Source organism: Mesorhizobium mediterraneum (assembly GCF_002284565.1).
Taxonomy (GTDB): domain Bacteria; phylum Pseudomonadota; class Alphaproteobacteria; order Rhizobiales; family Rhizobiaceae; genus Mesorhizobium; species Mesorhizobium mediterraneum.
Genome location: NZ_NPKI01000039.1, coordinates 45,535 through 69,347, shown reverse-complemented (window position 1 = coordinate 69,347; position 23,813 = coordinate 45,535). Strand labels below are relative to the sequence as shown.

Genomic DNA, 23,813 nt, shown 5'->3' with positions numbered 1-23,813 from the left:
GCAGCGGCATGAACGACCTTGGCGTCATCGATCGCTTCATGGAGACCTTCATCCGCTACATCGACAGCGGGTTCGGTCTGCTATCGGGCGACGTCGCCTTCCTCACTACCATTCTGATCGGCATTGACATCACACTTGCCGGCCTGGCGTGGGCGCTCGGCGACGAAACCAGCGTTCTCGGCCGGCCTGTCCGCAAGGTGCTCTATGTTGGCGTCTTCGCCTTCATCCTGAACAATTTCAAGAACCTCGCCGATATCGTTTATCGTTCTTTTGCCGGTCTCGGGATTAAGGCGTCGGCCGGCAATCTGTCGGCAGACAATCTCTTGCGCCCGGGCCGCATTGCCGCGACCGGTTTCGAAGGTGCTTGGCCAATGCTTGACCAAGCCAGTCAGCTCCTGGGCTTCCCGGAAATCTTCGGCAACGCACTGACCATCTTCGTGCTGCTGATGGCCTGGTTCCTGGTCATCATCGCCTTCTTCATCCTTTCCATCCAGCTTTTCATCACCATCCTTGAGTTCAAGCTCACCACGCTGGCAGGTTTTGTTTTGGTTCCATTCGCACTTTGGAACCGTTCAGCCTTCCTGGCCGAACGCGTGCTCGGCCATGTTATCTCGTCAGGCATCAAGGTGATGGTGCTCGCCGTCATTGTCGGCATCGGCTCCACGCTCTTCGGGGAGTTCGCTTCCGCATTGCAAGGCAAGGAGCCGGATCTGGCCGCTGCCATGTCCCAGGTACTGGGCGCACTGGCACTGCTTGGCCTTGGCATTTTTGGGCCGGGGATCGCGTCGGGTCTTGTCTCAGGCGCACCGCAGCTTGGCGCGGGCGCCGCCCTCGGCACGACCGCGGCGGCAGCGGGTGTATCACTCGTTGCTGGAGGCACGGCATTTTCTGGCGCGCGTATGGCAACCAGCGGCGGTCTCGCCGCCATCCGCGCCGGCACAACAATGGGATCGGCTGCTTCCACGTCCTGGCAGATCGGGCGCGCAACCTCGCCCGACGTTGGCCTCTCCGGTGTGGCTGCTGGAATGCATGGTGTAACCAGTGCCGCTGGCGGCGCCGCTATACGCGTAGCGCGATCCGCCACTGCAAGTGTTGGGCGCAACGCCGATGCCGGGCGCGATGCCGCGTGGACCGCGACCGGCGGCACGCCGACCGCGTCAATGACCGAACGCTCTGCCGGTTCGGCCACTGTTTCGGCGCCGACGTGGGCAAGGCGCCTACGTTCTGAACAGACCGCCCGTGCACATCGCCACGCTGCCATGCAAGCTGTCCGAGACGGAGACCGGCCGGGAGGCAGCGCCAACCCCTCTCTCAACGACAAGGATGACTAGATGCTCTTCAAGCGACCCGTGCACCGTTACGGCAAAACACCCGAACCGGTCACGCCCTATCAAAAAGCCGCCCAGCTGTGGGACGAGCGCATCGGCTCATCTCGACTGCAGGCCAGGAACTGGCGGCTCATGGCCCTTGGGTGCCTGGCCTTGGCGACCGGACTTTCCGGCGGACTCGTATGGCAGTCGATGCAAAGCCGTGTCGTGCCTTACGTCGTCGAGGTCGATGGCTTCGGCGAGACGCGCGCCGTCGCGCCGGCAATCCGGAATTATGAGCCCTCGGATGCTCAGATCGCCTGGCATCTCGGCCGCTTCATCCAGAATGTCCGTTCCGTTTCCACCGATCCGGTTTTGGTACGGCAGAACTGGTTGGCAGCTTACGACTTTGCTAGCGATCGCGCAGCGCTCTTCCTCAACGAATACGCCAAGGCGAACGACCCCTTCGGTCAGATCGGAACGCGCAGTGTCTCGGTACAGGTCACCAGCGTGGTCAGGGCCTCCGAAAGTTCATTCCAGGTCAAATGGACCGAGCAGGTGTTTGAGCGCGGAAGCCTTGCCAGCACGATGCGCTGGACTGCGATCCTCACGATCGTGATCCGCTCGCCAAGCAATACGGATCAGCTGCGCAAGAATCCGCTCGGCGTCTTCATCAACGCCATTGACTGGTCACGCGAGCTCGACAGCGCCGTCCCACCCCCCCTTTCTCCGACGGAGTCCACCAATGAAAGATAAAATGTCACCGATTCGTGCCGTGCTGATCCTATCGGTGTCGGCAGCGGTCGTTTCCGCTTGTGCATCGAAGAAGGTGCCGCCGCCTGAGATTTCCTATGACGCTGCTGACTTCAAACCGGCCGCGATCGAGAAGGCGCCGGAGAGGCCGATTAGAATTGTCGAGGTGCCAAAACCACTGCCGCTGCCTGGCCAATTGCAGCCCGAGCCCGGCAAGGCCGAGGACAAGCGCCCCCCTGAAGAACGCGTCGCTGATGCCAACAAAGCCGCGACCCAGCAACCCACCAAGTACGGGTATGTTAATGCCGTGCAAGTCTACCCCTTCACCGATGGCGCGCTTTATCAGCTCTATGCCGCGCCGGAGCGCGTGACCGACATCGCTCTGCAGCCGGGCGAGAAACTAACCGCCGTGTCGGCTGGCGACACCGTGCGCTGGGTCATAGGCGATACTGCAAGCGGCACCGGTGACAATCAGCGCACCCATGTTCTGGTGAAACCCTTCGCGCCGGGTCTTGCCACCAATGTCGTCATTACGACGGACCGGCGGACCTATCATTTGCAGCTTCAAAGCACCGAGAAGACAGCAATGGCGGCAATCTCCTGGACCTACAGCCAAGACCAGATCATCGCGCTTCGCCAGCGCAATGCTCAAGCCGAGGCAGTTACACCGGTCGCGTCGAATATCGCGCTCGAAAACCTTCGCTTTCGCTACTCGATCAGTGGCGACACACCGCCCTGGAGACCGACGCGAGCCTTCGACGACGGCAGCAAGGTCTATATTGAGTTCCCTCGTCGCATAGATCAGGGCGAGGCGCCACCACTCTTCATCGTCGGCGCAGATGGGAGCAGCGAGCTCGTCAACTATCGCGTGCGCGGCAACTATTACATCGTCGATCGGCTCTTCGCCGCGGCCGAACTTCGCCTCGGCACCAAGCAGCAGCAGGTGATCCGCATCAGCAGGATTGACGACAGCCAACCGCTACGGCGGATCTCGCTCTTTTCGCGTTCCAGCCGGTGAGGTGAGGGCTCATGATCGAAAATTCCCGCTCTGGCATCCCGCCGAAACTGGATCCCGAGGAACTGCAGCTTCGGGCCTCTCCCCGCCGCGTGGTGCGGTTCAGGCGCGGTGTGATCATCGCGATCGCAGCGCTCGGATCCGGCGCTGTGTTCGGCGTTGCCATGATGGCGCTCCAGGGGCCGGCCCTTCGCATCAGGGATCAGGCGGAAGATCTCTACAGCACTGAGCGCAAACCAACCGTCGAGGGACTCGATACGCTTCCCCATGACTATTCCGGCATGAAGCCGAAGTCTCCCGTCCTTGGGCCACCTTTGCCGGGCGACCTCGGTCGCCCCATCCTCGAGCGGCAGCGCCAGCTCGGCATCGTGCCGGGCCAAGACATCTCGGCCGAGGAGCAGCGTCTAGCGCAGCAGGCGATCGAAGCGCGTGAATCGCAGGTGCTTTTCCGCGTCGAAAATCGAGCTCAACAGACAGATGTCGGTGAGAGCGTGCAAACTGCTCAGCATCCATTTGAGGCACTTCCCCAATCCGAAGCAGCACGCGCGTCAGCCTCGGTGGCGCCGGCGGAAAGCGACCAGAACAATCAGCAGCGAAAGCTTGATTTCCTCAGCCAGCGGAGCACTGGCGGGATCTACAATCCGCATGCGCTGCAGACGCCGATCTCGCCGTATCAACTGATGGCTGGCAGCGTGATTGCCGCCAGCCTGATCACCGGCATCAATTCCGATTTGCCGGGCCTTGTCGTCGCGCAAGTCACCGAGAATGTGCACGACACGGTCACGGGCAACATATTGCTGATTCCGCAGGGCTCACGTCTTATCGGCGTCTACGACAGCGTCGTCGCGTTCGGGCAAAAGCGAGCGCTGCTGGTCTGGCAGCGCATTCTGCTGCCCGACGGCTCGTCGGTCGAAATCGACAATCTGCCCGCGAGCGACACCGCCGGCTACGCAGGGCTGGAAGACAAAGTCGATTTCCACACCTGGCAGCTGATCAAGGGGGTGGCGCTTGCCACATTGCTCGGTGTCGGCACGGAATTCAGCCTCGGCGAAAACGAGAGCGATCTGGTCAAGGCGATCCGGGAATCAGCCCAGCAGAACGCCAGTCGAGCCGGCCAGCGCATCACCGAAAAAAACCTCAATATCCAGCCCACCATCATCGTCCGCCCAGGTTGGCCACTGCGCGTCATCGTGCACAAGGACATCGTGCTGCGGCCATACGCGAGTTGATCAGGAGTTACCATGGCTGACCTGAAACTTGGAAAGCTTCCAGACCGAACAGCTTCGAAGATCACCATTACCGTCAGCGCGGAGCTGGGCCAAACACTCAAGGAGTATGCTGCACTTTACCGTCAGACCTATCGTCAGTCTGAAACCGTGGCAGAACTCATCCCTTTCATGCTGGCGGCGTTTCTGGAAGGCGACCGAGCCTTTGCCAAGGCCCGAAAAGAAGGTCTGCCGACGGAGCTTGCCGAAAAATCGTGACTCCTCCGCTAGAGGCAGCTGGAACATTGCCTAGCTGTCGCGGCCTACCTGCTCCTCGCGAAGCATAGGATCAAACACCTTGGAATGCAGGTATGCGTAAGAGAGGATGTGGAAGGAAATACCGCGCAACAGCCTAAGTTTGCATTTTCGATTGGATGCGGTAGTCGCCTATGAGCGGTCAAAATGAAACGCAGCTGGTTCGCGATCGACCAAACGGCGAGCGCACTGTGCTTTGCTCAGACCGCCACCGAGTGCCTCGCCGTTCCCCCTTTGAAATATGTATCGAACTTGGCCGCGATGGTTCGAACGAAGGGGCGACTTTCAGCCCGTACGACGAAACTGTCGCCATCGAATTCAAGCGCTCGGGCAGGATCGTGGAGGGCGATGGACCTTGAGCGATGAAGGAGCTTCTCGCCGGCTTTGCCGAACCGCTCCACCAGATCGACTGCCGAGAAGGCAAAATCACACATCAGCCGCTCGATTATCCAGCCACGGACGCGATCGTCGTCGGAAAGGGCAACGCCCCGGACGGCAGCCAACCCGCCATCCGCAACCATGCGCCCGTACCCGGCAGTCGAAGCCATGTTCTGCACGTAGCCTTGGCGAAAACGACCGATGGACGAAGGGCCAAGTCCGATCAGTGTCGGGCAGCGATCCTCGGTGTAGCCCTGAAAATTGCGATGCAAAACCCCTGCGCGGGCCGCTATGGCCAGCGCATCGTCGGGCTTCGCGAAATGATCGAGTCCTATTGCCTCATATCCCTTGGCGACAATTGCCCGCGCCGCGAGTTGAGATTGGGCGAAACGCTCGGTGGGACTCGGCAGCCATGCCTCGTCGATCATCGTCTGATGCTTCTTGAACCAGGGCACATGTGCGTAGCCGAACAGAGCCATCCGGTCTGGTTCCAAGGTCAGTGCCTGCGCCACCGTGGAACAGATCGTCTCGCGTGTCTGATTCGGGAGCCCGTAGAGCAGGTCCAGATTGACCGATTCAACGCCCCGCGAACGAACCCCGTCGACGACTGCCTTGGTCTGCAAAAAACTTTGCTCACGATTAATTGCTTTTTGCACTTGCGGATCGAAATCCTGCACGCCGAGGCTCGCCCGCGTTACGCCGATTTGAGCAAGCGCATCAAGGCGCGCCTTGTCCATGTCGTTGGTTCCGATTTCGATGCTGACCGTAGCATCCGGGAGAAGGTCGAAGCTGTCCCGCAAGGCCGCTCCAAGAGCAACCATGTCATCGGGCCTCAGCATCGTTGGCGAACCGCCACCGAAGTGGATTGCACGGACATGTGCCTTGCCGCTCACCAGACCGGCAATCGTGACGATTTCGGCATTCAGCGAGCGCAGATAAGCGGCCACCGGCTCATATTGGTGCGTCTGCTTGGTGTGGCAGGCGCAGAACCAGCAGAGCTTGTCGCAGTAAGGAATGTGCAAATACAGCGAGATTTCGTCGCCACTTTCCAGCGCCTCCAACCAGCCACGGTAAATGGCAGCATCGACCCCGGAATGGAAATGCGGCGCCGTCGGATAGCTGGTGTAGCGTGGGACGTTCTCGCTGAGTTTGACAGCTATTTCCGATTGCATCTCGCGTTCACCGTGTTGCCCGCCGAACACTGCACGCATCGCTGAAGCAGACCCTGATCTCGATCAGCCGCGCGCATGGACAAACCGCCGCAGGACTTCTCTACCCTGGATGGGTATCCTGCCGGCAGTTAGGATCGGGTAAAGCGAACGCATGACCTTTCGGCAAGACATTCATACTTCCGGCATTCCTGTTCTTTGCCTCCCTTGCGAGGCACGGCGTCGCGGTGTCTGCGGTGCGCTCGATCCAGACAATTTGGTTGGGCTCGCCAAGACTTGCTCGCGTCGCCGGATCGAGTCAGGAATGGAGTTGACCGGCGAGGCACAGAACGTCGACAGCTACTCGAACGTGCTTTCAGGCGTGGTAAAGCTATCAAAGAGCCTGTCGGATGGGCGCCAGCAGATCGTCGGTCTCCAGTTTGCACCGGATTTTCTGGGACGTCCTTTCAAGGTGGAAAGCTCGATCAATGCGGAAGCGGCAACAGCAGTCACGCTGTGCTCGTTTCCGCGAGCGGCCGTCGAACGGATGATGAAGGCGTCACGGGAATTCGAGCATCGCCTGCTCGAACAGACGCTGAATGAACTCGATGAGGCGCGCGAGTGGATGGTGACGCTGGGGCGCAAGACAGCTCCGGAAAAGGTGGCGAGTTTTCTCCTCATGATGGCCCGGAATATCGATTCCAGTCTCGACGCGGCTTCCAGGTCAGCGTCCTTCGATCTGCCGCTGACGCGTGCCGAAATCTCTGATTTCCTTGGAATTACCAACGAAACCGTGAGCCGCCAACTGACGCGATTGCGGGCTGACGGGGTGATTCGGATTGAGAACGCACGCCATGTGACGGTGGACAGCATAAGCCGTCTGGAGAAGCGCTGTGGCGGCGGACGCGAGCGGCCCTAAGCGGCGAGGCCCATGTCGCATGGCTCCGGGGCGGGCCGTGTTTGCCTTCTAATGCGATCTCGCCGCGCCTTCGAAGAAGCGGCGTCACGGTCGTGACAGCTTTCGGGCTTTGATAGGGACGATGACCAATCGCCAGGTGTATTTCGGCACATACCGGCGAAGCACGGTCCTTAAGCTGCCACGGCTCGGCCGAACGATCGCGTTCGTTTCCAATGGGATTCGAACAACGTTTGGTAGGGCATCGGCAATAGCATCCAACGCGTCGCAGAGCCTCAGCTTTCGCCTCAATCGATCGCGTCTGCGCCCGCCCAACCCAGGGAACGCCTCCCTTGTCCATGAGGGGGTGAGCCCGCGCTGCGTTCCTCGTTCNCAACGTTTGGTAGGGCATCGGCAATAGCATCCAACGCGTCGCAGAGCCTCAGCTTTCGCCTCAATCGATCGCGTCTGCGCCCGCCCAACCCAGGGAACGCCTCCCTTGTCCATGAGGGGGTGAGCCCGCGCTGCGTTCCTCGTTCATTCGCCACCTGCTGATTGCGCCGCCGACACAAAATCGTGCGGCCTGACATAGATCAGGGCGAGGGGGCGGCGGCTGCGCAATTAGTGCGCTGCGGATTTGGCATCCACCAGATTCGAGATCGGGATCTGCAATGAAATTCGGCACTGAGATCGTCCTTCTAAGCGTGTTCGCTTTTGCGGCCCTGGTGGCCGCCGGCTTCGGCGTGGATGAACCTTTCCGCCGACATATGTGGGTGTTGTTCTTCGCAGTGGCTGGTTTCACTGCGATCCTGTTGCGCAACACGGAGTTCAAGCCAGCAGCTCCGATCGACCCATCCGCTCACATGGACGGTCCGATCCGCTACGGCGCGATCGCCACCGTGTTCTGGGGTGTCGTCGGCATGCTGGTCGGCGTGGTGATCGCGCTTCAGCTCGCCTATCCCGATCTCAACATCCAGCCCTGGTTCAATTTCGGCCGTTTGCGGCCGCTGCATACATCCGGTGTCGTCTTCGCCTTCGGTGGCAACGCGCTGCTTTGCACGTCTCTATATGTCGTGCAGCGCACCTGCCGCGCCCGCCTCTTCGGCGGTGATCTCGCCTGGTTCGTCTTCTGGGGCTACCAGCTTTTCATCGTCATGGCCGCGACCGGCTATCTGCTCGGCATCACCGAGGGCCGCGAATACGCCGAACCCGAATGGTATGTGGATGTCTGGCTGACCATCGTCTGGGTCGCTTACCTTATCCTATTCCTTGGCACGATCCTGAAGCGCAAGGAACCGCACATCTACGTCGCCAACTGGTTCTACCTCTCCTTCATCGTGACCATCGCGATGCTGCATGTGGTCAACAACCTGTCGATGCCAGTCTCGTTCCTGGGCTCCAAGAGCTACTCCGCCTTTTCCGGTGTCCAAGATGCGCTGACGCAATGGTGGTACGGCCACAACGCGGTCGGCTTCTTCCTCACCGCCGGCTTTCTCGGCATGATGTATTACTTTGTGCCCAAGCAGGCGAACCGGCCAGTCTATTCGTACCGGCTGTCGATCGTCCATTTCTGGGCGATCATCTTTCTCTACATCTGGGCTGGCCCGCATCACCTGCACTATACCGCCTTGCCCGACTGGGCGCAGACGCTCGGCATGGCGTTCTCGATCATGCTGTGGATGCCGTCATGGGGCGGCATGATCAACGGTCTGATGACGCTGTCCGGCGCCTGGGACAAGCTGCGCACCGATCCGATCATCCGCATGATGGTGATGGCCGTCGCCTTCTATGGCATGTCGACCTTCGAAGGCCCGATCATGGCGATCAGGGCGGTTAATTCGCTGTCGCATTATACCGACTGGACCATCGGCCACGTCCATTCGGGCGCGCTCGGCTGGGTTGGCATGATCTCGTTCGGCGCAATCTACTACATGGTGCCGAAGCTCTGGAACCGTCACCGGCTCTACTCGCTGCGGCTCGTCACCTGGCACTTCTGGCTGGCGACACTCGGGATCGTCGTCTACGCCTCGGTCATGTGGGTGTCAGGCATCATGCAGGGCCTGATGTGGCGTGAATACGACCAGCAGGGCTTCCTGGTCTATTCCTTCGCCGAAACCGTCGCTGCCATGCACCCATACTACGTCATGCGCGCCATCGGTGGGGCCATGTACCTCTCCGGCGCCCTGATCATGGCCTGGAACATCACCATGACCATCCTCGGCCACCAGCGCGAGGAGGAGCCGATGCCGAGCCCCGTCGCCATCCGACCTGCGCGATCAGGAGCCAGGTGATGGGCTTGATGGACAAACACGCAATCATCGAGAAGAACGCCACGCTTCTTCTCGTTGGCTCGCTGCTCGTGGTGACGGTCGGCGGTATCGTCGAGATAGCGCCGCTCTTCTATCTCGACAATACGATCGAGAAGGTGGAAGGGATGCGCCCCTATTCGCCGCTCGAACTTGTCGGGCGCAACATCTATATGCGCGAGGGCTGCTTTCTCTGCCATAGCCAGATGATCAGGCCGTTCCGCGACGAAGTTGAGCGCTATGGCCACTACAGCCTGGCTGCCGAGTCCATGTACGATCACCCGTTCCAGTGGGGATCGAAGCGCACCGGGCCGGATCTCGCCAGGGTTGGCGACCGCTACTCGAATGCATGGCATGTCGCGCATCTTACCGACCCGCGCTCGGTGGTGCCGGAATCGATCATGCCGAGCTATGGGTTCCTGAAAGACACGCCGATCGACGTGAAGGATTTCTCGACGCATCTGATCGCCAACAGGCGTGTAGCCGTCCCTTACACCGATGACATGATCGCGCACGCCAATGCGGATTTGGCGGCGCAGGCCGATCCCAATGCCGACACATCAGGCCTTGAGGCGCGTTACCCCAAAGCCAAGATCGGCGACTTCGACGGCAACCCGCAACAGGTCACCGAAATGGATGCCCTGCTCGCCTACCTGCAGATGCTTGGCACACTGGTCGACTTCAAAAATTACGACGAAGCCGCCGGCTACCGCTGAGGAGAACGCTGATGACCTACAATTTGATGCGGGCGTTTGCCGACAGCTGGGGCCTGGTTGCGATGGCGCTGTTCTTCGTCGGGTGCATCGCCTTTGCCCTACGCCCCGGCAGCCGAAGGCTGGCCGACGAAGCTGCCCGCATTCCGCTCGAGGACGAGTGATCATGAGCGACGAGCACATCGATGAGGTCTCCGGCGTCTCAACCACCGGGCATGAATGGGACGGCATCAGGGAGCTCAACAATCCTCTGCCGCGATGGTGGGTGATTACCTTCTACGTCACCATAGCGTGGGCGCTCGTCTATACGACCGCATACCCGGCATGGCCGATGCTGACCTCGGCAACCAAGGGCATGCTCGGCTATTCAAGCCGTAAGGACGTCAAGAACGACCTTGCCGCGGCCGAGGCCGCCAATGGCAAGTATGTTGCAGCCATCCAGGCAAACAGCGTCTCGGAGATCTTGACTGACGATGACTTGCGCGAATTCGCGGTCGCTGCCGGGGCTGCCGCGTTCAAGGTCAACTGTACGCAATGCCACGGCTCCGGCGCTCAGGGATCGAAGGGCTTTCCCAACCTGAATGACGATGACTGGCTGTGGGGCGGCAGCCCCGACCAGATCCAGCAGACGATCACGCACGGCCTCCGCTTTGCTTCCGATCCGGACACGCGACTGTCAGAAATGCCGGCCTTCGGCGACATCATCGCCGCCGACCAGATCGCACAAGTCAGCGCCTACGTGGCCAGCCTTTCCGGCAAGGTCCGCGATGCAAGTCTGATCCAACCCGGCGCCAAGGTCTTTGCCGAGAACTGCGTCGCCTGTCACGGCGACAATGCAAAAGGCAACAGGGAATTCGGCGCCCCCGACCTGACCGACGCGATCTGGCTTTACGGGTCCGGCGAGACGGCCATCGCCGCCCAGGTTCGTGCGCCAAAGCAGGGTATCATGCCGGCCTGGGTTGGCCGTCTCGGCGAAATCAAGGTCAAGGAACTTGCAGTTTATGTCCATTCGCTTGGCGGCGGAGAATAGGAATGGAAGCCCTATTCTTCGGTCCCCCCTGCCAAGCGGACGAGGCCCGGCGTGAGCCGGGCCTCGACACCATTCCTAATGCGATCTGCACAACCCGCCAAGGCTGTCCTACCGCGAGGCTTTTCGACAGGTGCCCCTGACATTGGCTGGGAAAGTGGAGTTGCACGTGCGTGACAAGACGCAGTTGACACGGCTCGAAACAGAAACTGTCAATTCCGCCAAAACCCGCAAGCCCCTTTATGCCGCGCGTCAAAAGATCTTTCCGAAGCGCGCCTCGGGCAACTTTCGTCGCTTCAAATGGCTGGTGATGACGATCACCCTTGGCATCTATTACCTGGCTGCGTGGCTGCCTTGGGCTCGCGGTCCATTTGCCCCGGACCAGGCCGTGCTGCTCGATGTCGCCAATCGGCGCTTCTACTTCTTCTTCATCGAGATCTGGCCGCAGGAATTCTTCTATGTGGCCGGCCTATTGGTCATGGCCGGCGTTGGACTTTTCCTGATTACCTCGACTGTCGGCCGTGCCTGGTGCGGCTATGCATGTCCGCAGACCGTGTGGGTCGATCTGTTCCTTCTCGTTGAACGTGCGATCGAGGGGGACCGCAACGCCCGAATGAAACTTGACGCTGGTCCCTGGACCGCCCGCAAGCTGATGCTGCGCGTATCGAAGCATGCCGTCTGGCTGGTCATCGCTGCGGCGACCGGCGGCGCCTGGATTTTCTATTTCGCTGATGCACCGACACTTATGGGCGAGCTTTTCACCGGTACCGCCGCACCTGTCGCCTACATCACCATCGCCGTGTTGACGGCGACCACCTACACGTTCGGCGGCCTGATGCGCGAACAGGTCTGCACCTATATGTGCCCATGGCCGCGCATCCAGGCAGCCATGCTCGACGAGAATTCGCTCACCGTCACCTACAATGACTGGCGCGGCGAGCCGCGATCGCGCCACGCCAAGAAGGTGCAAGCCTCGGGGCAGTCCGTCGGCGACTGCGTCGACTGCAATGCCTGCGTCGCGGTCTGCCCAATGGGAATCGACATTCGCGACGGCCAGCAGCTCGAATGCATTACCTGCGCGCTGTGTATCGACGCCTGCGACGGCGTCATGGACAAGCTCGGCAAGGAGCGCGGGCTGATCTCCTACGCGACGCTCTCCGACTACAACGCCAACATGATGCTGGCGACCGCAGGCGGCTCCAGTTCAATCAATCCGTCGCTGGTCAGGACTGCTGTCGGCACCTTCTCCGATCAGGTGGCGCATTTTCACATTCGCAAGATCTTCCGGCCGCGCACCTACATCTACATGGGCCTATGGTCGCTGATCGGGCTGGGCCTGCTCTATTCGCTGCTGACGCGCGATCGGCTCGAACTGAACGTGCTGCATGACCGCAATCCGCAATTCGTCACGCTATCCGATGGCTCCATCCGCAATGGCTATACCGTGAAGCTGCTCAACATGATCCCTGAGCCAAGGACAATCGTCGTCACCATGCAGGGTCTGAAGGGTGCCGACATGGTCGTCGTCGGCGACGACATCCCGGCGGGCCGGTCTTTCGCCATCCCGGTCGAACCCGACCGCCTGAAAACGTTGAAGGTCTTCGTTCGCCAGCCCGCGGACCAGATCCACGCCCCGGCACAGACCTTCAAGTTCCGTGTCGAGGATAAGGCGAGCTTCGAGTCGAACGAATACACCGCCACATTCAACGCGCCAGAGGCCGCCAAATGACCGCCAATGCCCAAAAGCTTCGCGAATTCACCGGCAGGCACATGCTGGCCATCATTCTCACCTTCTTCGGGGTGGTCATCGCCGTCAACCTGACCATGGCCACGCTCGCCAATACGAGCTGGACCGGCCTCGTCGTCGAGAACACCTATGTGGCCAGCCAGCAATTCAACAAGGAGGCCGAGGCCGGCCGCGCCCAAGCAGCGCTCGGTTGGACCGGCAAGCTGACCATCGCATGGGGCGAAGTCCGCTACAGCCTCACCGACGCCGCCGGCAAGCCGGTTCCTCTGCACGGCGTCAAGGTGCTGTTTCGTCATCCCGCCTACGAGAAAGAGGACAAGTCCGTCACGCTCGCCCTCGCCTCCGGCCAGGAGTTCGCCGCCCAGCATATGCCGAAGGACGGCGTCTGGATCGTCGAAGTCGACGCCGATGCCGGCCTGACACGACCCTATCGCGACGTCCGCAGGATTATGATTTCCCATGGAGCGCTGCAATGAGCTGTTGTGCACCGGGCGCTGAAATGGCGCTGGATCTGAACGGCGCCACGTCGGTCCTGCCATCCAGCCAGGAGATCAGGTTGGCGAGCCGATCGCTTGGCGACAATCTTCGGCAGACCGATCTTTCAGTGCCGACGGTTCATTGCGCCGCCTGCATCCAGACGATCGAGGCGGCACTTGGAAAGCTCGATCACGTCGAAAGCGCGCGCGTCAACCTGTCGACGAAGCGGGTCGCGGTCCGGTGGCGAGGAGACGAGGTGCCACCCTTCGTCGCCGCGCTTGGCAGGCTGGGCTACGAGGCGCATCTGTTCACACCCGAGGTCGATGACAAGGACAAGACGCTTGCCGAACTGATCCGCGCCGTCGCTGTTGCCGGCTTTGCGGCGGGCAACATCATGCTGCTTTCGGTCTCTGTCTGGTCCGGCGCCGAAGGTGCTACCCGCGACCTGTTTCACTGGGTCTCGGCGCTGATCGCCATTCCTGCCCTCGCCTTCGCCGGCGGAATCTTCTTCCGTTCGGCCTGGAATGCTTTGCGCCATGGTCGCATGAATATGGACGTGCCCATCGCGGTCGGTGTTTCGCTCGCCTATGCCATGAGCCTCTATGAGACGATCAATCATGGCGACCACGCCTATTTCGACGCGTCGGTATCGCTGCTGTTCTTCCTTTTGATCGGGCGCACGCTGGATCATGTGATGCGGGAGCGTGCCCGGACTGCCGTGAAGGGCCTGTCTCAGCTGGCCGCGCGTGGCGCCATGGTGATGCGCGGCGACGGCGCGCGCGACTATCTGCCGGTCGGCGAGATCGAACCAGGCATGCGGTTGTTGATCGCGGCCGGTGAGAGGATCCCCGTCGACGGCAAGATCATCCAGGGAACGTCGGATCTCGACTGCTCGCTGGCCTCAGGCGAAAGCACGCCGAAAAACGTGGCGCCGGGCGAAGCAGTACAGGCCGGCGTGCTCAACCTTACCGGCCCGCTGACGATTGAGGCGACAGCCGCCGCAAAGGATTCGTTCCTCGCGGAAATGGTCCGGTTGATGGAGGCCGCCGAGGGCGGCCGCGCGCACTATCGCCGTATCGCCGACCGCGTTTCAGCGCTTTATGCCCCAGTGGTCCATCTCACCGCCTTTGTGACATTCCTGGGCTGGATGGCGGCGACCGGCGACTGGCATCGGGCGATGACGATCGCCATCGCCGTTCTCATCATCACATGCCCGTGCGCGCTTGGCCTCGCGGTGCCGATCGTGCAGGTGGTCGCGGCGCGGCGGCTTTTCGAGAGCGGCATCATGGTCAAGGACGGTTCGGCCATGGAGCGCCTCGCGGCGATCGATACTGCCGTGTTCGACAAGACCGGCACGCTCACGCTCGGCCAGCCCCGGCTGGTCAATGCGGACTCGATTGATCCGGCGATGCTGGCAATCGCCGCCGACATGGCTGCGCATTCCCGCCATCCGTTTTCAAAGGCCATAGCCGGTTTTGCCGCTCCTGGCGGGCAGCACAAATTCGATACTGTGACCGAGCATCCCGGGTTTGGAATCGAAGCCACTGACGCGGGAAGCACCTGGCGACTGGGTCGACGCGGATGGGCCGGCTGGAAGGCTCGAACTGGCGGTGAAGGCAAACACGGCTACGGCGGAACGGTCCTGACGAGAAACGGGATGATTGCCGCATCCTTCGTTTTCGAGGATGCGTTGCGCGCCGACGCTGGAGCGGGCATCCAACAGTTGAACGGTGACGGGGTGTCGATCGAAATGCTGTCGGGCGATACCGCCGCAGCCTGCGCCGAAGTGGCAAAGCTGCTGGATATCGACGACTTCGTTCCGTGCCTGCTGCCATCGGGCAAGGTCGAGCGCATCGAGACCCTCGCGAAAGTTGGGCACAAGGTTCTGATGGTTGGCGACGGCCTCAACGATACGCCGGCGCTGAGCGTGGCGCATGTCTCGATCGCACCGGCCACCGCCGTCGACATTGGCCGCAACGCGGCAGACTTCGTCTTCCTGCGCGAAAGCCTCCTGGCGGTGCCGCTCGCCCTGGGCGTCTCGCGCAAGGCAGGACACCTGATCCGGCAGAACATCGCAATCGCAATCGTCTACAATGCGGTGGCAGTACCAATCGCCATCCTCGGGCACGTCACGCCCTTGATAGCGGCGATTGCCATGTCTGCCTCATCGCTGCTTGTTATTGGAAACGCATTGCGCTTGCACGGCTTCATGGCGAATGCGACGGTGCAAGTTATTCAAAAAGTCAGACGCTCCGCAGTCAGCTATTCGGCACAATCCTCGTGACGACCTTACTCTATCTCATACCCGTGGCCCTTTTTCTGGGTGCATTGGGCCTGTCCGGCTTCGTCTGGGCATTGCGAAGCGGTCAATACGAAGATCTCGACGGAGCCGCCGAGCGGATACTAATTGATCGGGACGACAAACCGGAACGCTGATTTCAATCCGCTGTGCATAAGATGCGCGGATCGCGCTCGTCAGTCGAGCCGGCTCGGTCGGGAACAAGCTGTCCATGCTCCATGACCACCTTGACCTAAGCTGCGCACTACATCGATTTGTGAAAAGCCTCTGTCGTGCGAAGGACTGCCTCCCATTGCACCAATATGAGGCGGCTGATGCCACGAAAGTACCTCGCGTGGCCGACGAGAGCTTGGCAATGTGCGCACGGGTTCCAAAGTGGAACGTCGCGATCGATCACCCGACCGAGAACCGACAGTGCCGGTTGGTCATGTCTGGCTGATCCAGATCAGGGTCATACTCATCGGTGTGGTCTATAGACCAGTCTTCGAGGGAGAAATGCATGACTCACGGAAAGTTTGGTCGTCATTATCAGCACCTTCACGGTGCCGGGTTTTTCTGTCGTGTGGTCGGCTATGCCTTGTGCTTACGGCGCAGCCATTTACCTGACCAGGGTCGTGTGTATCTCGCTTGCTGGCTGGCCATCAGCGTGGCTGCGCGGAAACGGGGGCCGATCAACAGCTTTCGCCTTTGATGGGTTGTGTGCGTCGTTCCCGATCCATCCGGATTCCCGGCCCGCGCCTTGAGGCTATGCGACGGCACCGGAACTCAGCGTACGTCACGCGGTTCCGGGCGCGTGGTGTCCGCTCGTCACGACGATCAACGAACAAACGGCTGGAGTGCCATGAAAACCGTTCACATCATCGACTGCCACTACGCGAAAGACTACTACCACGACAAGCACGAGGGACCGATCCTGCAGCAGTTGTTAAAGGCTTTCAACATCCACTCGGACTATCGCATTACTTTGGACCGAAAGCATTTTCGTGAGGCTGTAGTCCAAGCGAACAAGGCGAAGTGCGACGTGCTTCACATCGCTGGGCACGGCAATGGAGACGGGATCGCTTCATCCAGTGGGCGAGGTAGCCTACTTTGGGCTGACTTCGTAGAAATGTTCCAGGGCTCGGATCCAGCGCCGAAGATCCTCGTGATGTCAACGTGCTGCGGAGCATCATCGGGGTTGGGACGTGCGTTTTCGAGATCGACCAACCGTCCGAAGTTGATCATTGGTTCGAGTGACGCGCGCTATTTCGACGACTATGTCGCCGCGTGGGCTTTGCTCTATCGGCGACTGAATTGCAAGGACATCGACATCGAAGCCATGCAGCAGGTTCTTGCGAAGATATGCGCGGTCGTGCATAAAAGTTTCCGCTACCTTGGCTGGGATGACGAGAGAGAGCGCTACGTTCGATACCCTAGCAAGAGAACCCGCTTCGACGTCGTGGAGCGTGAGTAGCTATGCGCACGGGTTCCAAGTCGAATGTGGCCATCGATGCGGCGCGGCCGTGGCTGACCAGCGTCGCGAGTGTCTCGCTTGCTGGCGGCGATCTGCGCGGCTGCGCGGCGAAAGGGCGGGTTCGGTTAGCCGCATCCACCTCTGAGCGGGTTGCGTGCTTCGTTGCCGATCCATGCGAATCCCGCGGCCCAGCGCCTTTAGGCAATGCGGCGGGCACGGAGCTCAGCGGAGGTCACTCGGCTCAGTTCCACCGTTACACGAGGATAGCCGACGGGATGGCGGCACGCTGATGGGCTCTGACGAGAATTTTGACATCGTTGTCGTTGGAGCCGGGCCGGTCGGCCTTTCGTTCGCTGCGTCGCTTGCCCAAAGCGAACTCAAGGTGGCAGTTGTTGAACAGAACACATTCTATAGTCTGGCGAATCCGGCTTTCGATGGTCGCGAAATCGCGCTGACCAACGCTTCGATCAGAACCCTTCGCGAGCTCGGCGCCTGGGATGTCATCCCGGCTTCGGACAAATCAGCACTTCAAGGCGCGCGCGTGCTCAACGGCTCGAGCGCATTCGCTCTTCGTTTCGATCCTCCCAGCAACTCTGGAGAACCGCTGGGGGTTTTGGTTCCAAATTGCCGGATCCGCGAGGCGCTGTTCAAAATCGTCCGCTTGCAGGATCGCGCCCGGCTGTTGTGCGGCCACTCGGTCGTCGATGCAACAAACAGCCAAGAAGGAGCAGTCGTAACGCTCTCTAATGGCGCGCGTTTAACTGCTCGGCTTGTTGTTGCCGCGGATTCGCGTTTGTCCGCCACGCGTGATCTGCTGGGCATCGGCGCCGATATCAACCGGCTTGGCCACTCGATGCTGATTTGCCGAGTGAGGCACGAGCGCGCCCACCACCAGATCGCCATCGAATGGTTCGATCACCATCAGACGATAGCGATATTGCCCCTCGCGGAAGGCGTGTCGTCGCTGCTGCTCACATTGCGCTCAAACGAGGCCTATAGACTGCTTGCCTTCGATGACGATTTGTTCCTGTCGGAGTTGACGAAACGGTGTCGAGGGCGCCTTGGAAAAATGACCTTGGCAAGCAAGCGCCATACCTATCCGCTGGTCACGACGTGGGCGCACAAATTCCGGGCCCCGAGCGCCGCACTCATCGGCGACGCTGCCATCGGCATGCACCCGGTGACCGCTCACGGATTCAACATCGGCCTCAGCAGCCAGAAGCAGCTCGCCCGTGGAATCATGACTGCGTGCCGCGACGGCCGCAATGTTGGCGACCCCGACATGCTGCACATATACGAAAGGCGGCTGCGCCTGTCGGCGGCGCCGCTCTACCATGCAACGAACATACTGGTTGGACTCTACTCCAGAGACCACCTGGCGGCACGGCTTGCAAGGCATCTGGGGCTTCGCTTTGCCCAACATGTTCCCCTTGTCCGGCATGGGATTTCGGCGGAGCTCCAGCGGTGATACTGCACCAGCAGTTGCATTTTTGCGCGATGTGCTGGGCGAGCGATGCGAGAGAGTGCATCATGCGCCGGAGTAATCCTGCTCCCGACGCTGATCTCCGATTGAAGAATTAACCCGTCCTTCAGGGGGGCTGCGTAGGCTGCGGACAAGCAGGAGTAAGCAAGCTGACCCGTCCAGCCCTGGAAAAAGAAGATCCGCTGGAGGCGAGAATCCTTCAGGACCAGCTCGCTGATCTGAGGGCAGGCCTTTTCGTCTCAATGCCGATAAGCATTGTGCTGTCCGGGCTGATTTTGACCGTGCAGGCCCTTTCCGGGAACGGTCTTGCTGGCGCGGCCTGGTTTTCGGTCGTTAATGCGATAAATGCCGCCCGCCTTGCACTCGCCCGTCATCAGCTGAAGGAACCCGGAGTCCAGGATGATCTGACACGGGTTTGGCTGCGGCTTCGCTGGTTTGGCAGGCTTGCTCTTCTGGCGGGATTCACCTGGTCATTCCTTGCCGTCCTAACGGCTGGGTACACTACGTCTCAAGCATCGCTGCATCTAATAATTCTGGCGGGCATTTCAGCTGGCGCGGTCACGTACGGCAGCTCATATGCTGCGGCAGCGATATACTTCATCACACCGCCACTCCTCATTGCCGCCGCATGCTTGCTGACGAAGGGAACCCTGGAAAACTACATTCTGGCTTTTGCCGTCCTGCTTTTCGAGGGCGGCCTGGTTCGAGCCTCGTTCGTTGGACAAGCGCGCTTCCGTGACGCGAGCCGCCTGAGACATCAAGCCGAGCGGCTTGCCGCGGAAATGGAGCGCAATTCCAGGGAGGACCATCTTACCGCGCTCCTCAACAGGCGCGGCCTCGAACATGCAATCGATCAGTTTGAGAACACTGATGGGCCCTTTGTCGCCATGCTGATTGATCTGGATGGGTTCAAATCTGTCAACGATACCTACGGTCACAGAACGGGTGACGAGCTGCTTGTCAGGATCGCCCGCCGAATAGAGGAAGAAGCACCGGAGGGCTCAACGCTCGCCCGCATCGGTGGGGATGAATTCGTGCTGATTTTTTCTTCGCGAAAGAATTCTCCTTCTCCCACCAATCTCGCGTCCAATCTCATAGCCAAGCTTGCTCGCCCCTATCCTGGGATCGCATCGGTCCGCATTGGAGCGTCTATAGGAATCTACTTGGCTGAAAACCCCGGACTAACGGAAATGTTGTTGCGGGCCGACATCGCCCTTTACACAGCTAAGCGCCGCGGCAGGAATGAATTTTGTCTGTTCGATGCCGAGCTAGCCCGGGAACTGCAACGCCGCCAGTCAATCGAACGCGATCTTCATTCGGCGATAACGATGAGAAGCTTGGTCCCTTGGTTCCAGCCAATCGTAAGACTCGAAACTGAAGCCGTCGTCGGTTTTGAAGCCTTGCTAAGGTGGTCTCACCCGCTTCACGGTCCCATTTCTCCGCCCGAGATCATGACAGCGGCACGCGAAACTGGAATGCTTCAGCTGCTAACTCAAACGGTATTCGCCGACTGTTGCGCTCTTATCGAGGGCTTGGTCAAAGCTGACTGTCGTGATGTTCGTGTGGCGATGAATGTTTCACCGCGCGAATTGGAAGCTGGCGATATTGACGACATGATTCTTAATGGTCTGGCGGCAAAAGACCTCCCTGCAACGATGTTCGATATCGAGATTACCGAAGAAGGCCCAGTGGATCCGGACAGAGTGGATGAAAAGCTCGGCCGGCTTTCACATGCTGGCATTTCTATCGCGCTCGATGACTTCGGCACCGGTTTTTCGACGTTGGCATCGCTCAAGGACAGTCGGATCAGGAAGGTGAAAATAGACCAGGGCTTCATTCGCGGCTTAGCCAAGTCCCGGGAGGATCGGCTGCTTGTCAAAGCGGTGATTGATCTTGGTAGGACGCTCGGGATCGAGGTCATGGCCGAGGGCGTTGAAACAGAGGCAGATCGGCAAACTCTGTACAAGCTTGGCTGCAGAACCGCGCAGGGCTTCCTGTTCTCTAAGGCAGTGCCTCTCCATCTGGCACTTGATTCGGTAGTAAAAGAGCACGCGAAGGAGTTGTGACCGGCCTCTCCGTCCGTGCTGCTCGCGGAACTTTCATGTGGGGTGGACCTGGCGCGCGAAAGCCGTTTCGGACGGTAGAGTTATTGCGGGGGCGGAACTGAGCACGTGGTTTGGATGCAGCAATCCGGTCCACCGGCGCACACGCAGCGGCTTGATACAAGCGTTCAAGTTGCGAGATGAGCTTGAGTGAACGACGTCGGAGAATTGCGTCCCTTGGACGCTCGTTTCGCGGTTCCCGTAGGATTCGAATACAGGCAAGCGTTCTTGGCCGCTTCTCGGCTCAGCGCTCATCCGGATGAACAACGTACCCGCGGTCAAGGTCTTCGCGACCTCAACGCAGTCACCATCCCGCAACTTCACGTCCAGAACAGCAGCGGCCGGGGGCTGTCCTTGATCAAGCGCTCAGCCTCAGCACAGGGGCTGGAGCAACGGTATAGCCGGCTTCGCAAAGAGCGCACTCTTGATCGAGTGGGATCAAAGCTTCGTCCGTCGACAACGAGAACCAGAGGCTTCTCAAACCCTGCCACGAGATCAATTGGCGCAGCGGTCACGACCGTCTCACGCCTGACGAATTGAAGAGCGCGGAAAACGTGTATCGGAATGCGCTGGCTCACCATAGCAAGCTGCCACGGCATGTCGAATGTCCGCAAGCGGTCGGACCGTTCCCTTGCATTTGTGTCGATGACGGGATCTCAAAGCTAAAGCCAGGGGAGCTCTATAAAATCGCACCCGATCGGGCTGCGCAACCACGACCAGCTGAGGCCCGATCGGGTGCTAAGGTCGTGCCAAAAAGACGCGTCACTGTCGCATTTCTAACTGGCTTGCGGTGTCGCGCCTCTAAATCGCTTTGACACACAGCGACCGGCTAAGGCTGGATGTGCGGTCGAACATATGGACGCCAGCGTAGCCATATCGCGTTTTCATCCCTTGACCGTACCCAATTCTATCCGCTCCTCGCAATTAGAGATTGCCTGTCGGCTACTCATATCGAGCGATGTTTGTCGCCTCGATTGCCTCGCCAATGCCGATCATGCAGCCTGCCGGATGAACGGACGAACATCCTCGAGTCGAATAAATGGACCAGACCGACGAGAGTTCAGAGTGGGGCGACAAGCGACGCGCTAGAGTTCTTCGGACGTCATCTCTTGGCGATCATGCCCCTTCTCTCAAGTGCGCTTAGCGGCGCCGATGGCGAATAGCGCAAGCTTTTCCATCCGTTTCTACTCCACTACCGAGACTCGTCACCAACCTCCTTTTATTCGCTTCCATATGGCCCATCCTGTTTCCAATCGAGGAGGAACGCGAACATGAGCCAAGCCGTAGAACGTCTCAGTCTCGGGAATTCTTCTGCTCGCCAAACTGCCGTTGTCGCCGGCACCAGGTTTGGCACGGTGACAGTGCACGACAAGATATCAGGCGTTCCTGTCTGGGCTGAACTTTTGAATTCGAGCCGGAGGGACGGGTGTTTCAAAATTTTTGTCGGTTTTAGGCAGAGCGGAATTGTCCCTCCGATGGCCTGCGCACCGGTCAAGCTTCGTGAGCACTTCAGGTTCGTCGATCAGGCATAGGTTTCTGTCACGATGCCACGTGCTGGCCGTTTGCCTAGTTCGGAAGCTTTCGAGAGGCGTTGCGCGCCTTGCTATGGCGTCGCCCCTTTTTCCGGTCCATCGGCCACGGAGCTCGAATGCTGTCTAGCTGTTGCGGCCTACTTGGTCATCCGTCATGGAGATGCCTATACACCGACCTTCGAAAGGCTGGAATACGAGGTCGAACAAATGCGGCGGAAGCTCGGAAATCGCGAGCGAGCGCAGCGCGTGCTGGCCACGCTCAACCTAAATGGCTCGGACAGCTGGAGCCGTGAGGTTGGTTCTCACGGCCTGGATGGCGCAATCACATTCGCCCGGGCGGGGTAAAAGCGATTTTTTGGAGCCACTCGCGCTTTTGCGCTAACGAAGGTCCCGCGCCGTATTTCGGCCGGATCCATTTGTGGCCCATCAGAGAGGCAATTACCTTCTCCGGCGCCTCAACTGCCGTCAGCCGGTCCTCGAAAGTGTGACGCAGGCTATAAAGACTATGCTCGGAAGTCGGCAGAAGTTCCTTGCTGGCGAGCACCTTGTTGACGAGCGCTGAAAGTGAGGCGGCCTTGTCGCGATAGCGAGGAAAGCCGCCCGGATGGAGCTTGATGGCTGCAAGTGCGCCGCCAACCAAGGGAATGTCACGGGCTGAATGACCGGTCTTCAAGCGACGGCCATTGGGGCGCACCCGCACATGCGGGATTTCTTGATCGAGGTGGATTGTTTCGGTGGTGAGGTTTGCCGCTTCAGAAAGCCTGAGTCCGGTATCGGCAATTACATAGATTAGATGGCGGGCTTCGTCATTGAGTCCGTCGAGCGCGCCTTCAGCGAGTATCTTCTCCTGAATGAACTCCGCTGGGAACGCAGCGCGTTGCCCGGGGACGGCGCCGGAAAGACGGAGGTTGCGAAAAACCGGCTCCAGCTTGAGCTGGTGAGTCAGATCGACGACGCGCAGCATTTTCGAAACATGGCCGATGTCCTTGTTGGCCGTACCGATATCAAGTCCGTCCTCAACGATCCGCTTTTGCCACCACTCGCGGAACGCGACTGCGTCGTCCCGAGTGAGGCTTGCGATCTCCTTGTCGCCAATGACTCCAACCAGATTGGCAACTGCGCGCTTTTTGGGGTTACGCCATTTCTTGATTTGGTTGGGCGACATAGTCAGCAAGTTCTGTTGCTCGATCGTCTCGAATTCCTTGATAAGACCGCTCAGGCGGACCGCTGGCCGCTTCTCCCCACCCATCACCGCCGAGACGTCCTCCGCGTCCTCGATCGATTTTTTGTCGAGAAGCAGCTTGATGCGGGCCATGAGTTCGTCGAGCGGCCCCGCTGCTAGTTCCTCGTTAGTGCGATAGGCCAATCCAAATGACCGCGCGCGCTTCCTCGCGGCTTCGAAACGCAGCCCCGCCTCGGCGGATTGGCCTTCCCGCAGTCTACGCCAATACGCCTCCAGCCCTGCGCCGAGGCTTTGCACTGCATCTCGCGCCCGTACACCGCGGGGATCGTCAGCCACGGCGACCCCCGTGGAAATGCGTACCAGGCAGCGGCGATCAAACGCCGCGAATTCCTTCGGCACCCTGCGAACGAGATACCAGATGCCTTCACGTTTATGCGGCCTTGGCGCTGCGGAACGTCGCATTATCTTTCTCTAA

The 23,813-nt window shown here is 59.9% G+C and carries 19 protein-coding genes; 17 read left to right on the top strand and 2 right to left on the bottom strand.

Annotated features, from left to right (window positions below):
- Positions 1 to 8 precede the first annotated feature (8 nt).
- From trbL to CIT25_RS28495, 5 genes are read left to right on the top strand one after another with little or no spacing between them, the layout of a single operon-like run.
- The gene (gene trbL, locus CIT25_RS28515) at positions 9 to 1,331 is read left to right on the top strand and encodes a P-type conjugative transfer protein TrbL (protein ID WP_095488542.1); all 1,323 of its coding nucleotides are present in this window, start codon (positions 9 to 11) and stop codon (positions 1,329 to 1,331) included.
- The gene (trbF, locus tag CIT25_RS28510; protein ID WP_029354943.1) at positions 1,332 to 2,063 is read left to right on the top strand and encodes a conjugal transfer protein TrbF; all 732 of its coding nucleotides are present in this window, start codon (positions 1,332 to 1,334) and stop codon (positions 2,061 to 2,063) included.
- A 1-nt stretch (position 2,064) separates the two neighbouring features.
- Positions 2,065 to 3,078: a P-type conjugative transfer protein TrbG gene (gene trbG, locus CIT25_RS28505; RefSeq protein WP_164897493.1), complete on the top strand. Its 1,014-nt coding sequence runs from the start codon at positions 2,065 to 2,067 to the stop codon at positions 3,076 to 3,078.
- Between the two features lie 11 nt (positions 3,079 to 3,089).
- Positions 3,090 to 4,304 carry a TraB/TrbI/VirB10 family type IV secretion system protein gene (locus tag CIT25_RS28500; protein WP_095488540.1) on the top strand — a complete coding sequence of 405 codons (1,215 nt, stop codon included), beginning with the start codon at positions 3,090 to 3,092 and terminating at the stop codon, positions 4,302 to 4,304.
- Positions 4,305 to 4,316: 12 nt separating this feature from the next.
- Positions 4,317 to 4,559, top strand: a complete 243-nt coding sequence (locus tag CIT25_RS28495) for a DUF2274 domain-containing protein (RefSeq protein WP_029354949.1) — start codon at positions 4,317 to 4,319, stop codon at positions 4,557 to 4,559.
- A 236-nt stretch (positions 4,560 to 4,795) separates the two neighbouring features.
- Here the strand turns inward: CIT25_RS28495 and hemN are convergent, their stop codons facing one another.
- Positions 4,796 to 6,145: an oxygen-independent coproporphyrinogen III oxidase gene (hemN, locus tag CIT25_RS28490; protein WP_091595897.1), complete on the bottom strand. Its 1,350-nt coding sequence runs from the start codon at positions 6,143 to 6,145 to the stop codon at positions 4,796 to 4,798.
- 151 nt (positions 6,146 to 6,296) lie between these two features.
- On the opposite strand from hemN, the gene CIT25_RS28485 reads away from it, so the two are divergent.
- From CIT25_RS28485 to CIT25_RS28430, 12 genes are all read left to right on the top strand, one after another.
- On the top strand, positions 6,297 to 7,040 hold the full coding sequence (locus tag CIT25_RS28485) for a Crp/Fnr family transcriptional regulator (RefSeq protein ID WP_095488539.1): 744 nt from the start codon (positions 6,297 to 6,299) through the stop codon (positions 7,038 to 7,040).
- A gap of 647 nt (positions 7,041 to 7,687) precedes the next feature.
- Positions 7,688 to 9,307: a cytochrome-c oxidase, cbb3-type subunit I gene (ccoN, locus tag CIT25_RS28480; RefSeq protein WP_095488538.1), complete on the top strand. Its 1,620-nt coding sequence runs from the start codon at positions 7,688 to 7,690 to the stop codon at positions 9,305 to 9,307.
- Entirely contained in the window at positions 9,307 to 10,038 is a 732-nt protein-coding gene (gene ccoO, locus CIT25_RS28475) for a cytochrome-c oxidase, cbb3-type subunit II (protein WP_095488537.1), read from the top strand. The genes ccoN and ccoO overlap by 1 nt, the downstream gene beginning before the upstream one ends.
- An 11-nt stretch (positions 10,039 to 10,049) precedes the next feature.
- Positions 10,050 to 10,199 (top strand): cbb3-type cytochrome c oxidase subunit 3, encoded by a 150-nt coding sequence (locus CIT25_RS28470; protein WP_024502864.1) that lies wholly within the window; start codon positions 10,050 to 10,052, stop codon positions 10,197 to 10,199.
- Positions 10,200 to 10,201: 2 nt separating this feature from the next.
- On the top strand, positions 10,202 to 11,065 hold the full coding sequence (ccoP, locus tag CIT25_RS28465; protein ID WP_095488536.1) for a cytochrome-c oxidase, cbb3-type subunit III: 864 nt from the start codon (positions 10,202 to 10,204) through the stop codon (positions 11,063 to 11,065).
- A 166-nt stretch (positions 11,066 to 11,231) separates the two neighbouring features.
- Positions 11,232 to 12,791: a cytochrome c oxidase accessory protein CcoG gene (ccoG, locus tag CIT25_RS28460; RefSeq protein WP_095488560.1), complete on the top strand. Its 1,560-nt coding sequence runs from the start codon at positions 11,232 to 11,234 to the stop codon at positions 12,789 to 12,791.
- Positions 12,788 to 13,285 (top strand): FixH family protein, encoded by a 498-nt coding sequence (locus CIT25_RS28455; protein WP_095488535.1) that lies wholly within the window; start codon positions 12,788 to 12,790, stop codon positions 13,283 to 13,285. The genes ccoG and CIT25_RS28455 overlap by 4 nt, the downstream gene beginning before the upstream one ends.
- Entirely contained in the window at positions 13,282 to 15,570 is a 2,289-nt protein-coding gene (locus tag CIT25_RS28450; RefSeq protein WP_095488534.1) for a cation-translocating P-type ATPase, read from the top strand. The genes CIT25_RS28455 and CIT25_RS28450 overlap by 4 nt, the downstream gene beginning before the upstream one ends.
- On the top strand, positions 15,567 to 15,722 hold the full coding sequence (ccoS, locus tag CIT25_RS28445) for a cbb3-type cytochrome oxidase assembly protein CcoS (RefSeq protein ID WP_095488533.1): 156 nt from the start codon (positions 15,567 to 15,569) through the stop codon (positions 15,720 to 15,722). The genes CIT25_RS28450 and ccoS overlap by 4 nt, the downstream gene beginning before the upstream one ends.
- A gap of 704 nt (positions 15,723 to 16,426) precedes the next feature.
- Positions 16,427 to 17,038 (top strand): hypothetical protein, encoded by a 612-nt coding sequence (locus CIT25_RS28440; protein WP_095488532.1) that lies wholly within the window; start codon positions 16,427 to 16,429, stop codon positions 17,036 to 17,038.
- 289 nt (positions 17,039 to 17,327) lie between these two features.
- Positions 17,328 to 18,506 carry a 5-demethoxyubiquinol-8 5-hydroxylase UbiM gene (gene ubiM / locus CIT25_RS28435; protein WP_095488531.1) on the top strand — a complete coding sequence of 393 codons (1,179 nt, stop codon included), beginning with the start codon at positions 17,328 to 17,330 and terminating at the stop codon, positions 18,504 to 18,506.
- Positions 18,507 to 18,763: 257 nt separating this feature from the next.
- Complete coding sequence (locus CIT25_RS28430; protein WP_245330026.1) at positions 18,764 to 20,587, top strand: putative bifunctional diguanylate cyclase/phosphodiesterase; 1,824 nt, start codon at positions 18,764 to 18,766, stop codon at positions 20,585 to 20,587.
- Between the two features lie 1,890 nt (positions 20,588 to 22,477).
- Here the strand turns inward: CIT25_RS28430 and CIT25_RS28425 are convergent.
- Positions 22,478 to 23,800 carry a site-specific integrase gene (locus CIT25_RS28425; RefSeq protein WP_095488529.1) on the bottom strand — a complete coding sequence of 441 codons (1,323 nt, stop codon included), beginning with the start codon at positions 23,798 to 23,800 and terminating at the stop codon, positions 22,478 to 22,480.
- Positions 23,801 to 23,813: the final 13 nt, after the last annotated feature.